This window comes from Mycobacterium sp., assembly GCF_049280035.1.
GTDB lineage: Bacteria > Actinomycetota > Actinomycetes > Mycobacteriales > Mycobacteriaceae > Mycobacterium.
This window is the reverse complement of the sequence record NZ_JBAPPI010000285.1, coordinates 1-12,188: the sequence shown is the minus strand read 5'-3', so window position 1 is coordinate 12,188 and position 12,188 is coordinate 1. Positions and strand designations below refer to the sequence as shown.

General features: G+C 62.2%; 12 protein-coding genes. 6 read left to right on the top strand and 6 right to left on the bottom strand.

All coding sequences use genetic code 11. From position 1 onward, the window contains the following. The 3 genes from WAN71_RS09470 to WAN71_RS09460 form a co-directional block, all read left to right on the top strand. The coding region (locus WAN71_RS09470) for an MmpS family transport accessory protein (protein WP_422225085.1) at positions 1 to 281 on the top strand (281 nt) is incomplete at its 5' end. Continuing rightward, on the top strand, positions 278 to 3,106 hold the full coding sequence (locus WAN71_RS09465; RefSeq protein WP_422225084.1) for an RND family transporter: 2,829 nt from the start codon (positions 278 to 280) through the stop codon (positions 3,104 to 3,106). The genes WAN71_RS09470 and WAN71_RS09465, both read left to right, overlap by 4 nt. A gap of 306 nt (positions 3,107 to 3,412) precedes the next feature. Continuing rightward, on the top strand, positions 3,413 to 4,213 hold the full coding sequence (locus WAN71_RS09460) for a hypothetical protein (protein WP_422225083.1): 801 nt from the start codon (positions 3,413 to 3,415) through the stop codon (positions 4,211 to 4,213). A 72-nt stretch (positions 4,214 to 4,285) separates the two neighbouring features. On the opposite strand, the gene WAN71_RS09455 is transcribed toward WAN71_RS09460, so the two are convergent. The 3 genes from WAN71_RS09455 to WAN71_RS09445 form a co-directional block, all read right to left on the bottom strand. After that, positions 4,286 to 6,046, bottom strand: coding sequence for an MOSC domain-containing protein (locus tag WAN71_RS09455; protein ID WP_422225082.1), 1,761 nt, complete (start codon positions 6,044 to 6,046; stop codon positions 4,286 to 4,288). Between the two features lie 62 nt (positions 6,047 to 6,108). Continuing rightward, a complete protein-coding gene (locus tag WAN71_RS09450; protein WP_422225081.1) occupies positions 6,109 to 7,233 on the bottom strand; it encodes a hypothetical protein in 1,125 nt (374 codons plus the stop codon). Between the two features lie 135 nt (positions 7,234 to 7,368). Continuing rightward, entirely contained in the window at positions 7,369 to 8,250 is an 882-nt protein-coding gene (locus WAN71_RS09445; RefSeq protein WP_422225080.1) for a TIGR03854 family LLM class F420-dependent oxidoreductase, read from the bottom strand. 166 nt (positions 8,251 to 8,416) lie between these two features. On the opposite strand from WAN71_RS09445, the gene WAN71_RS09440 reads away from it, so the two are divergent. Together WAN71_RS09440 and WAN71_RS09435 are read left to right on the top strand one after the other, a co-directional pair. Further along, positions 8,417 to 8,629 carry a DUF1003 domain-containing protein gene (locus WAN71_RS09440; RefSeq protein WP_422225079.1) on the top strand — a complete coding sequence of 71 codons (213 nt, stop codon included), beginning with the start codon at positions 8,417 to 8,419 and terminating at the stop codon, positions 8,627 to 8,629. Positions 8,630 to 8,858: 229 nt separating this feature from the next. Beyond that, entirely contained in the window at positions 8,859 to 9,146 is a 288-nt protein-coding gene (locus WAN71_RS09435) for a hypothetical protein (RefSeq protein ID WP_422225078.1), read from the top strand. A gap of 92 nt (positions 9,147 to 9,238) precedes the next feature. Here WAN71_RS09435 and WAN71_RS09430 read toward each other — a convergent pair whose 3' ends face one another. The 3 genes from WAN71_RS09430 to WAN71_RS09420 all read right to left on the bottom strand — a co-directional run bounded on the left by WAN71_RS09430 (position 9,239) and on the right by WAN71_RS09420 (position 11,334). Next, positions 9,239 to 10,228 carry a sigma-70 family RNA polymerase sigma factor gene (locus WAN71_RS09430; RefSeq protein WP_422225077.1) on the bottom strand — a complete coding sequence of 330 codons (990 nt, stop codon included), beginning with the start codon at positions 10,226 to 10,228 and terminating at the stop codon, positions 9,239 to 9,241. Next, positions 10,212 to 10,949 (bottom strand): DUF899 domain-containing protein, encoded by a 738-nt coding sequence (locus WAN71_RS09425; protein ID WP_422225076.1) that lies wholly within the window; start codon positions 10,947 to 10,949, stop codon positions 10,212 to 10,214. Before WAN71_RS09425 ends, WAN71_RS09430 begins: the two co-directional genes overlap by 17 nt. A 73-nt stretch (positions 10,950 to 11,022) precedes the next feature. Then, on the bottom strand, positions 11,023 to 11,334 hold the full coding sequence (locus tag WAN71_RS09420; RefSeq protein ID WP_422225075.1) for a hypothetical protein: 312 nt from the start codon (positions 11,332 to 11,334) through the stop codon (positions 11,023 to 11,025). Positions 11,335 to 11,524: 190 nt separating this feature from the next. Here WAN71_RS09420 and WAN71_RS09415 point away from each other — a divergent pair, with 190 nt between their 5' ends. Next, a complete protein-coding gene (locus WAN71_RS09415; RefSeq protein WP_422225074.1) occupies positions 11,525 to 11,947 on the top strand; it encodes a TIGR03618 family F420-dependent PPOX class oxidoreductase in 423 nt (140 codons plus the stop codon). Positions 11,948 to 12,188 lie beyond the last annotated feature (241 nt).

Below are 12,188 nucleotides of genomic sequence, written 5' to 3'. Positions count from 1 at the left end.
CGTATGAGTTGTCCGGCTCCATCGGGGAGGGGGGGATGCTCGTCTGGGCCGACGTCAACGGGCATCCGCATCGAGTTAATCTCACGACGTTGCCGTGGTCGCACACGGAGACGACCACGCTCACCGTGGTGTCCGCCAGCATCTCGGCGCAAGTTCACGGTGGCGGTCGAGTCGGCTGCCGGATACTGGTGAACGGCGTTGTCCCCCCCGGCGCCCCCGGCGCTGAACAATCCGACACGCATCAGGATGCGCACGTCTTCTGCCTAGTGAAATCCGCGTGAGCGAGCATCGGGCGAACGAGACTGGGGCGAAACGGCCTTTCGTCGCCAGGACGGTTCGTGCTTTGGCGATACCGATCATCGTCTTTTGGGGGCTTTTGGCGATCTCGACGAACACCTTCATGCCGCAGGTAGAGAGAGTCGCAGAAGAACTCGCGGGGCCGCAGGTCCCGCACTACGCGCCGTCGCAGCGGGCGCTGCTGCGGATCGGCGAGAAGTTCCGCGAGTCCAATTCGACCAGCTTGGCTATGGTCGTGTTCGAAGCCGACCGACCGTTGGGCGACGGGGATCATAAGTATTACGACGAGTTGATGCGCCGGCTGAAGCAAGACACCAAGCATGTGCAGTACGTCATGGATCTGTGGGGAAAGCCGATCACCGCGGCGGGGGCGCAGAGCGTCGACGGCAAGGCCACGTACGTGCTGTTGCGTCTCGCGGGCGATATCGGCCAAATGCAGGCGAATCAGTCGGTGGGTGCTATTCGGGATACCGTCGCCAAGGACACGCCGCCGCCCGGGCTCAAGGTCTATGTCAGCGGCGCGGCTCCGCTGGCCTCGGACACGCTGACTATTGCCAATTCGAGCTTGAACAACATCACGATCGTGACGATCATCCTCATCTTCGGGATGTTGTTCTTGGTGTATCGCCGCGTTTCCACCCTGGCGGTGCCCATGTACGGCGTTCTGTTCGAGCTGCTGGTCGCGAAGGGAGTCATTTCAACCCTGGGCCATCTCGGATACCTCGAGCTCTCGTCATTCGCGGTAAACATCGTCGTCGCGCTGACCCTGGGAGCGGGGACGGACTACGGCATCTTCTTGATGGGCCGCTATCACGAGGCGCGACAAGCCGGCGAAAGCAAGGAGGAAGCGTTTTACACCGCGTATCGGGGGGTCGCACCGATCATCATTGGCTCGGGGCTGACGATCGCGGGGGCGTGTTACTGCTTGACTTTCGCGCGACTCAACTACTTCCACACGATGGGGCCCGCCGTCGCCATCACCATGCTGTTTACCATCGCCGCCGCGCTGACGCTGGGCCCGGCCCTGTTGACGTTGGGCAGCCTTTTCGGGCTCATGGACCCGAGAGGGAAGGTTAAGGCGCTGCTTTATCGGCGGATCGGAACGAGCGTGGTGCGCTGGCCGGTGCCGATCCTCGCGGCCAGTGCCGCTGCCGTCATGCTGGGGGCGATCTTCGTGCCGACGTATCGGCAGAACTACGACGACCGCCAATACCAGCCAAAAGATTCCCCTTCCAATCTGGGTTTCCAGGCGGCGGATCGGCACTTCACGAAGAGCAAACTGTTCTCCGAGATGCTGATGGTCGAGACAGATCATGACATGCGAAACTCGGCCGATTTCATCTCGTTGGACCGCGTGGCCAGGAGTCTCATTCGCCTTCCCGGCGTCGCGGAGGTGCAAAGCATCACCAGGCCCATGGGCCGAGCATTGGAACATGCCACCATTCCCTACTTGACCACCACGCAAGGCAGCGCTAGCGGTCAACAGCTCCCGTTCAACGTGCAGCAAAACACAAATACCGACCAGCAGGCACAGATCACGACGCACACCGTCGCGGTCACGCGGAAAGAGATCGACTACTTCCAGAACTTGTCAGATGAGCTGCACAAGACGGTTCTCACCGTCGAGGATCTGCAACGGGTCACCGATGAGATGAATGAGGAAATCTCAAATTTCGACGATTTCTTCCGTCCGGTCAAGAGCTATTTCTATTGGGAGCGCCATTGTTTCGACGTTCCCATGTGCTGGGCATTTCGATCGCTATTCGATACACTCGACAACATCGACCACTTGGCCGCTGATATCAAAGACACCACAATCTCGCTCGAGGCCATAGACAGGATCGTGCCGCAAATAATCACGCAGCTGAAACTGACGGCCGACGACTCGGAGGCTTTAGCGGCTCTTTTAAACAGCACCTACGGCCAGTCGGCCCTGCAGTCCACACAGACCGACCAGACATACTACGACCAGGTCAATGTGGGGCTCGACTTCGACCAGTCCAAGAGCGATGACTTCTTCTACATCCCCCATGAAGGTTTTGACAACGAAGACGTCAAGACTGGTATGAAGCTCCTGATGTCGCCGGACGGCAAGGCCGCTCGGTTCATCGTCACCCACGAGGGGGACGCCATGGGCCCCGAAGGCGTGGAGCATGTCAACGCATTCCCCGATGCGATAACCACGATCTTGAAAGAGACCTCGTTGGCCGGCGCGAAAGTTTATATCGGCGGCTCGGGTGCGACCGATAAAGACATCAAGGAATACGCCACATCCGATCTGCTCATCGTGGCGGTCGCCGCCTTCGTGCTGATCTTCTTGATCATGTTGTTCCTCACGCGAAGTCTGATGGCCGCCTTGGTCATCCCCGGCACGGTGGCGTTCTCGTACGCCGGGGCGTTCGGGCTCTCCGTGCTCCTCTGGCAGCACCTCATCGGCCTGCACCTGCACTGGTTGATATTGCCGCTCACGTTCATCATCCTGGTGGCGGTGGGTTCGGACTACAACTTACTGTTGATCGCCCGAGTCAAAGAGGAGCTTCACGCCGGGTTGCACACCGGTCTCATCCGCGCGCTCGGAAGCACGGGTGGTGTGGTGACGTCCGCGGGTTTGGTGTTCGCGTTCACCATGCTGGCGATGCTTTCCAGCGATCTCAGAACCATCGGTCAGTTGGGTTCGACCGTATGCATCGGCCTGCTGCTCGACACGCTGATCGTGCGTTCGTTCGTCGTGCCGTGCATCCTGAGCATCCTCGGGAAGTGGTTCTGGTGGCCAACGCTGGTGCGTTCCCGTCCGGTACCCGCGCGATAAGGGCGTCATCAACCAAGATTGTGTCGCTAAAGGGGCACGAACCCCCGCCTTGACCAGGCATATGCCGATTTACCTGCATGTTCGTTCCGTCTCGTTCCGATTCAGTCTCGGTAAATTACCTACTGGTTTGTTTTCGCGTCTTGACGGCGTCAAGAGCCGTTATCACCCGTAATTTCTCTAATCAAGAGGTGTCGGTGACGTCGACGGTGCCGCGGTCGTCCACCGCCACCCCGATTGGAGTATTTTTAGCTGGTAGGTGCCTAGCATGTCCGACCAGGTGAGGACGTGGGAAAGGCCAGGGGCGAGATGGCGTTCGAACGTTACCTGCTGCCGACGCTGATCGGCCAGAGCCGAATGGGCAAGGTTATCGCGGCGGCGGCAGCCGCCATGACGCTCGCACCGTTCTTGGTGCTAGCCGCCACACCCGGTGCGGCACAGGCGGCTCCATCGGTGGTGGCCGCTCAGGAGGACCCCACCCGACCCTGGTGGCGCATGGCGCTGCACTACGGGGTGTTGGTGATAGCGGTGTGCGTTGTGGCCTGGACGATCCATCGTTTCGCGAAAATGTGGAGCGCGCCCATGACGGTTAGCGGAGTGTGGCCGGCCCGGCGAAGTTTCGGCCCTGGTGCGTTCGCAGGTGTGCTCATGGCCCGAAAAAGAATGGCGCTGGTCGAGGCGGGCCATAGATGTGCCATCCCCACCTGTCGGCACCCAACGACCGAGACAGCTCACATCCTGCCTGAGTCAGAGAGCGACGACGAGTCGTTCGCGAACCTCATCGCGTTATGCGAGAAGTGCCAAAAGAAAGAAATCGATCGGCAGTCGATCCGCGGGTATAAGCGCAATCTCGCGATCTTGAACAGCCGCTACTCTGAGTTCGAGCGCCGGGTGTTCGATCAGATTGCCGAGACCGACCGAAGATCCTTCGTCGTCGAGCCGGGCTTCGAGATCCTCCTCCTGCACGCGGTCAACGACGGGCTTTTGAAACGTGTTGAACTAGCGCCCGTAGGGGCCCAACGGGGTAAACCAACCCAGTACACGTACGAGGTCACGGATGAAGGCCTGGACTTCATCAACCGATACGTCTGTGGTGAAGACATATCGTGAGGCCCCGCGTTGAAAACAACGGATTTTGCGAATTCGCACGTTCCTGAAATCTGTTGTTTCGCAACAAGTTTGCTACAGCTCGACGACTACTGGTTCGGCCGGTTGGCTACAGCACAACAGGATGTTGCCCGGCGCAGGCGGTTCCAGAGGTTCGAGGGTGTAGTCGACGGTTCCCGAGATCAGCGCCGTCTCGCAGTTGTGGCACACGCCGGTGCGGCACGACCACTGCGCCGGAACGTCACACGCTTCGGCGAACTCGAGCAGGGTGGTGGCGGGCGGACCGAATGGTGCCGTTATGCCGCTGCGGGCGAACTGCACCTGCGGTCCCGGTCCGCGCGGCCCGACCGGTAGATGCGGCGGGACCGTCGCCGCGGCGATGCCTGGCGTGAGTGCGGCTGTGGCGCCAAAGACTTCAGTGTGAATCTGGGCGTGCTCAAAGCCCAGCTCCAGGAGTCCCGCACTGATGTCGTCCATGAAGCTTGCGGGCCCGCACAGATACACGTCGCTGGTGCGGGGAAGCCCGAGTCGGGCAATCACCGCTGCGGACAAGCGGCCATGCTCGGCGTTGGCCGGGAGTTGGCCTGCTGGTTCGGGTCGACTGTAAAAGACGCGAATATGGATGTCGCTGAGCTGGTTCAGCAATGCTCCGCTTTCGACAGCGAAGGGCTGCTGCGTCTGGTCCCGGGCTGCGTGCAGCCACCAGACCTGCCGGGGTGATTCGGTCGCGGCCAGCGTGTGCAGCATGGACAGCACCGGCGTGACCCCAACACCCGCGGATATCAGGATGACCGGTGTTTCGGCGTCGGTGAGGAAGAACGCGCCTCGCGGTGCAGCAACCTCGATGATGTCGCCGACCTTCACGTGGGAGTGAATGTAACTGCTTGCAGCGCCACCGGTTTCGCGCTTGACGCTGATCCTGTACTTCCCGGCTCCGGCCCCGTTGGACACCGAGTAGTTTCTGATCAATGTCTCGTGGGTGTCCTCGCGTGACAGCCGCACTACAACAGACTGGCCGGGCCGCCATGGCGGCAGCGGTGCGCCGTCCGGATCGGCCAACGTGATCGAGCGAACCGTTCGGCTTTCATCGTGGGTTGCCGTCACCTCAAGGGAGCGGAATCCTGCCCAAGCGGGTGGGGGGCTACTGGCGGCGGCCGTCAGGCCGGTGTTGCCCGCCGATGTGGATGTGTCATCCGCCTGGGTGAGCAGGTTCTGCAGGGGTCCCTTCCACCCTCCGCTCAACGCCGGGATACGGAGGGCACGTTCCAGGGCGTCGCGGGGATGGCCGGGAAGGTAAAGCAGCGCGTCGATTTCGGCTACGGTGACCTGCTCGGGCCCTGAGCCGACTTTGACGATCTGTTGCCCGGCTTCGATTTGTCCTTCGGTGATGACGCGGAAATAGAACCCGGGGCGGTGGTGGGATACCAGCAGCGCGGCCATCTTTGGCTCCGCCAGCCGCAGGCCGACCCGGTAGCAGGTGACACGTGGTTGGCTGACTTCGAAGGTGGCCTGCCCGATCCGGTATCGATCTCCGATGCACACCTCGTCGTCCGGCAAACCCTCGACGGTGAAATTCTCGCCGAAATGGCCGGGTTGCAGGTCGTCGCGATGCAGTTTGTCCGACCAATACCGGTAGGAATCAAGCTGATACACCAGCACCGCGCGGTTTTCCCCACCGTGCCCGTCCAAGTCGCCTTGGCCGTCACCGTCCACGTTGAGCCGGCGGACCATGCGTGGCCCCACCACCGGCTGTTTCCAGACACCGGTGTAGACCGTGCGGCCGTTCCACGCCACATCCTTCGGCAGACCAACGTTCACTGATACCAAGGTGGCCATGGCACTGTCCGTTCTCGATACCGTTATCCGTTGTGCTCCTTAGCTTATCGAATCGCAGCCGACTATTTTCGCCGTCGTCGGGCGTCTCGTGCGACTCTGGCGGGAGGCCGCAGCGGCAGGATCGGCGTCGACGGCCATCGCCGCGACCCGGTCCACAGAGCCGGCGGCGCGTCGAGTTCGCGGGCCATCAGCATTGCGACCGCGTCGTAGTTGGCGCGCCAGCCACGAAAATGCGGCCAGGCCTCATCATCAGTCTGCTCGATCGGGTACCCGACTTCGCGCAGCATCGCGGTAGCGGATCTGAATTCGTCGAAGGACACCGTGACCGGCCCATCGGGGTCAGGATCGTCGGGTACCGGCAGCCCCATGACTGTTGCGATCTGCTGTAACGCCACGAAGCCCATCCGAAGCGAAAGCCGCGGGGAAAGTTTGGGTTCTCGCGACGGGGCCAGCGCCAAATGCAGGGCAGCGGCATCCATCACCGCGATCAGCGCGATCAGCCAGTGCGTCGGCGGCCGCGGTGAGCGGAGCCTCGCCAATGTCAGGTATGTGGTGTGGGATTCGGCGACCTCGGCGGCCCACCGTTCCCACGCGACGAACAATTCCTCGAGGAGAGCCGGTATGACATCGTCCTCGATCCCCCAACGAGTGCGGGCCAGAATCTCGGGCCCCCACGGTGGGGTGCCGGCACGCGAGCTAAGGAGGCTGACTTCGGTCTCACGCCGGTTAAACGCGGCGTATAAAGTCGGCAGGTAGCCGACCTGCAAGCCGATAACGACGAGCCCGGTGAACGCCGCCAGGTATTCGAGCGTCGTGCTGCCGGTACCGGTGGGGGCGGCGTAACCGAGGGTGAACATCGACGATCCAGCGTGAGTAAAGGCAGCTGCGAGGTGCCCGTCCAGGCTCGGCAACAGCAGCAGGGCGAAGCCGGCAACGAGGAGGCCGAGCCATACCGCAAGTCGTATCAGCAACGACAGTGGCGATTGCCACGCGAGGATGCGGTCACGGCGCTCGTACGACCGCACCCGCCTGGTCAGTTGCAAAAACCCAGCGTCCAAGGCTCGGTCGACGGCGCGCGATATCGGGGAATTGACACCCCGTGGCACCACAAGAGTGCCCACAACACTGAGCAGGGTGCTCGTCACGACGAAGAGCCCTCCAGCGAAGCCCAGCCACGTAAAGATCACCGCACCGTCACATTCACTCAGTTCAGTTCGCCGCGGTCACGTAGCGCATTGGCCAACTGCACCCGCAACTGGACAGCAAACTTCGAATATAGCCAGCGAAAGCGCATGCCCGCGGTACAACGGGTTATCGTTCGGTCAGTTCTGTCGATCGGCCAGCTCGGCGACGAATCGATCGATGAAGTCATCCAATGACTGGCTACCGGCGGGCCGAATGACGAATTTCGTCAAACCGGCATCCAGGTAGGCGTCTAGTTGGCGATGCAGCTGATCCCAGTCCGCAGCGATCAGCTCGCCGGGATCCAGATCTGGACGACGCCGGCGGACCGCCATGCCTAACTCTGCCGGCACCTCACCGTCGGCGACGGCCAACGAAATTCCGAAGTGGTCGGGTTCGATATGTCGGCCCGCGTGCGCCGCAGCATGTTCGATCGCTTCGCGCCCTGCCCGCGTCTCGGTTGGCGTAAGGAAACTACCCAGCCAGCCATCGCCGAAGGCACCTATGCGCCGAAATGCCGCCGGCGCCGAGCCACCCAACCAGATGTCGAGCGGAGGCACCGGTCGGGGCATGATCGCCGCGTCATTAACCGTGAAATACCGACCGGAGTAGCTGGCCGAATCCTCCACCAACGCCGACCGCAGCAACTGCAGCGACTCGTCGAATACCGCGGCGCGCTCGCCGTCGGGGACTACAAACAGCTCGCGCTCGGTCGCAATTGCCGACCGCAATCCGAAGACGGGCAGAACGCGCTTGGGCGCAAGGGCCGCCAGCGACGCCAATTGTTTAGCCACCAGCACCGGATGCCGCCCTGGAAGCACCGCGACTGAGGTCCCCACCTTCAATCGGGTTGTTCTAGCCAGTGCGTAGGCCATGCCCACCATGGGATCCACCGCAGGGGTGTAGACCAGCTCGGAAAACCACAGCGAGTCGACCCCGCTGTTTTCGAGGTGATCGATGATGCCGGCGAGCTGTCCTGGGGCGGTGTTCACACCCAGGCTGACTCCGAAGCGAATCTTCACCCGCGTCTCCCTCCGTCTTATCGCGCGTACATAGCGCAACGCGGCCGCACCGCAAATTCTGCCCGCGGTATATGAGTGCGTCAGCGCGGCGGTTAGCCAGCAGCCGACCGCACGTTTAATCGCAGGCTGCCGATGTGATGAGGTCGGTGACGAGCACGCCATCAGGGTGACCCTGACTCTGGTGGTTTCACTTGAAGCGATCTTCCTGTCGACGTTCGTCATGATCGGCCAAAATCGCCAAGCGGCCTTCCAGCAGGCCAAAGCCGACCACGACTTTGAAGCTCAGGACCTCGAGCTTAAAGCCAACACCGAGCTGACCCGCCAAATCCACGTCCTCACAGAGGAATTGCACAGGCGCTTCATCGGTGAGTCGGCCTAACCGAATAGCCAGTGAAGCGGTTTGGGCGCTAGTTTGGTTGGGCGATCGGAACCATCTTCAGCGAATGACGATTTCGGTCGAGACCGATGTATGTCTGTTACCAGAACGTGGCCGGCACGTACTGATTGTTGACTAGCTTTACGACTCGGCTGATCTAGTGCTTCCTCGTACTCGGGCGTGACGAAGAACTTGAACGCACTAGAACCTTCTTACGAGGCAAGAGGTATAGATGGATTTCGAGGGCGGACATACCCGCGATCTGGTGACACTGGCTCGGCGGGCAATGCGGGGGGATAACGTCGACAAAGGGATGCTCTGCACGGCCGCGATCAGAGTCATCGACAACCCTCCTCGGGACGGCATCTTGCGCAGTCTGGCCGACCACGTATGTCAAGCCGTCTTTGACTGGGCTTGCTTCGACGGCTCCCGTGCACGGCTCGAGGGTGTGGTCGAAAGCTACCGAACTGCCGCTAGCGCCCTACACGTCGAGGTACAGTTCAACAAGCTGCGGCACTAGCGTCTTCCACTTCCCGCCGACCCCGGATCAAAGACGCTGTGCACAAGCACCGGGTGTTGGCACAAATTTTGTTGGGTGCCAATCCTTTTGCGTCAGCTCGTTATTGGCTCAGTCGGCAGCAGGTGCGGAAGATCAAAGTGCCGCAACGCATCGACGTCCTGGAACGACACGACGCGACCGACTCCCCGCGACTCGAGCGTGAGCACATGCAGGGCATGCAGGCGATGCTGGCCAGGGGCAGCCGTCGGGTACAGGGCCACTGCCGGTTGCCCATTGGCCGTGGTACGGATGACCGGAGTGCTGCCGAACGCGCGCATCCGCGCACCAAGGAATCCACCGATCGCCGCGCTGCCCTGAAACCATGTGAGGAACGGCGGCATTTCGAAGATCGCGTCCTCGGTCAGTACTGCGACCAACCCGTCAACGTCGGCGTTTTGAAATGCGGCCACATACCGGTCAAGCAGTTCACGCTGCCTCGGCTCGGACGGCTGCGCCAACGAGTCGCTGTCTGCGGGTAGATGCGAGCGGGCCCGCTGCAACGCACTGTTCACCGCCGCCACGCTCAGATCCAGCAGCGCCGCGACTTCGGCTGCGGACCAACCCAATACGTCCCGCAGAATCAGCACCGCCCGCTGCCGCGGCGGAAGGTACTGCAGCACAGCCACGAAGGCCAGGCGCATGGTTTCGCGCGAGGCCACGACGGTGCCCGGGTCGGAAGTCGTGCCGGCCAGCAGCGAATCGGGCGCGGGCTGTAGCCAGGTCAAGCCCGGATCACCGGCTAGGGGGCGCGCGGTGGGGTCGGTGGCCGGCGCATGCAGGTCCGACGGCAGGGGGCGACGTTTGCGGCGCTCGATGGCTTTCACGAATGCCCGGGTGGCGATGGCATACAACCAGGTGCGCAGGGACGAGCGGCCTTCGAACCGATCGTAGGCCCGCCACGCGTCCAAGTAGACGTCCTGCACGACTTCTTCGGCGTCGTCGACCGAGCCGAGCATGCGGTAGCCGTAGGCGACCAGCTCACCTCGAAACGGCTCGGCCAGGCGTGCGAAGTCCTCGCCCCCACGATCAATGGTGATGCTCATGACGATCCGGTGCCCCATACGTGTCGTGCCACGGCCATTCGTTGATGTAGCGCTGCCGGCCCCGCGGGGTCAGGTCGAGGAACCGATAGGTGCTCAGCATGACATCAGCGCCGAGACCGTAGGCCGAATAGGTGTGCAAGACTTTGCCGTCTTCCTGGACGAAGACGCTGACGCCCTGTCCGTCGGAACCGTTGGTGGCCACGTACTCCAGCCCCTCGCGCATCAGGGTGGCCTTGTCTTTGTAGTTGTATTCGACGGGTGCGATCGACTCGTCGTTGCTGACGTGGAAGTCGTAATTGAAGTCGCTGCCGTTTGACGAGTACCACGGCAGCCGCCATCCCATGCGAGCCTTGAACTCGCTGAGTCGTGCGTGGGGCACGCGCGACACCAACGCCAGTGTGGTGTCGGCGCCCTCGTTCAGATGGACCGGATCGGGCATGTTGTCGACGGCGAACGAGCAACTCGGACAGCCCTCATCGATGTCGTGCAGCCACATGAAGTGGTAGATGATCAACTGGCTGCGGCCCTCGAACAAGTCGATAAGCGCTACCTCGCCGTCAGGACCCTCGAGGACATAGTCCTTGTCCACGGCTACCGCGGGAAGCGCCCCGCGCTGCTCGGCCAGTTCGGCGAGCTGCCGGCTGGCGGCCTTCTCCTTGACCAGAAGGTCCAGGCGCCCCGCCAACCACTCCTCGCGCGACGCGGTTTGCATGATTTTCATGCTGACTCCTTTCCTCAGTATTAGAGAGGCGCTCACCGGTCGAAACTCATCGCCCCGGCGCGAGATCAGCGCACTATTTCGCCGGGGCGCGGCCGTGGTAGGAGCCAATCAACACCGCACGCGTCACGACCGGCTTTGTCGCCAGGCGCTGGGCGAGTTCCCGGTGAAATTCGCGATAAGCGTCGCAGTCCCCGAATGGGTCTTCGGTACCGTCGAACGCGACGATATGCATGAATCCGATTCCATCGTCGAGCATCAAGACCTGGTACTGGACTCCCTTGGGATCTCGGGCAGCCAGTTCTATCAGCACGTCCTCAATCAGCTCGCGGTTACGTTGCGCGCCCTGGTTGGTCGTGGAGTACTGCACCACCGCGGCTCTCCTCACCACACACCTCCCAGCACTACAGAGCCTGGATGGTTACCAAACTCATCGCCCAAGCCCGCCGGCACACAATGCGGGGCTGCTTGGTCGGGTTGTCACCGATGACTTGCAGCCACTCGCCGCCTCTATCTCCACGACGACTCGTTTAGCGAGCCGCAGACAGCAGAAACCCCGCTAGAAGCCAGGAGCAGAAATGAAACTCGACGACACCGCGCGCCAACTCATCGGTTCCGATCCGGCAACGCTGGTCACGGTCAACCGCGACGGCAGCCCGCAAATAAGCCTCGTTTGGATGGTGCTGCAGAGCACGCCCGACGGCAATGATGAACTGGTCACCGCCCATCTGCAGGAGCATCTGAAGATCCGCAACATCCGGCGTGATCCCCGTGTGGCGGTGACCATCGTGTCCACCGACCGCAGCGGACCGCAGACACCTTATCTGTCGATCAAGGGCACGGCGCGCATCGAGGAGGGCGGCGCTCCCGAACTGCTCGACGAGATCGCCACGACTATCTTCGGCCCCGGCACCGGCTTCCCGCCGCCCGACGCACCGCCCGGATACCTGACTCACATCACGATCGAAAAAGTCGGCGGCGTGGGCCCGTGGGCATCCTGACGGGTCGTTGTCATGCGCCGCGCGGTCCAGCTCGTCCCTTGAGGACTTGTGAAGGCCGCGGAGCGTGACCGATCACCCGTGACGGCGCCGGCCACTGTTTAAGTTGAGGGTGTGGCAGCTCGCGCCGTCCTGATTACCCCATTGTCGGGGCCGCTGGCCCGATTCGGGAAAGCAGGGGCGAGCGCCCTGGCTCTGTGGGCCGAGCATTCCGCAGTAAGCCTGCGGGTCATCGACGCATACC

Coding starts and splice junctions, on each gene's coding strand:
- WAN71_RS09460 (WP_422225083.1), top strand. CDS start 3,413: ATGGCGTTCGAACGTTACCTGCTGCCGACGCTGATCGGCCAGAGCCGA.
- WAN71_RS09455 (WP_422225082.1), bottom strand. CDS start 6,046: ATGGCCACCTTGGTATCAGTGAACGTTGGTCTGCCGAAGGATGTGGCG.
- WAN71_RS09435 (WP_422225078.1), top strand. CDS start 8,859: ATGGATTTCGAGGGCGGACATACCCGCGATCTGGTGACACTGGCTCGG.
- WAN71_RS09430 (WP_422225077.1), bottom strand. CDS start 10,228: ATGAGCATCACCATTGATCGTGGGGGCGAGGACTTCGCACGCCTGGCC.
- WAN71_RS09425 (WP_422225076.1), bottom strand. CDS start 10,949: ATGAAAATCATGCAAACCGCGTCGCGCGAGGAGTGGTTGGCGGGGCGC.
- WAN71_RS09415 (WP_422225074.1), top strand. CDS start 11,525: ATGAAACTCGACGACACCGCGCGCCAACTCATCGGTTCCGATCCGGCA.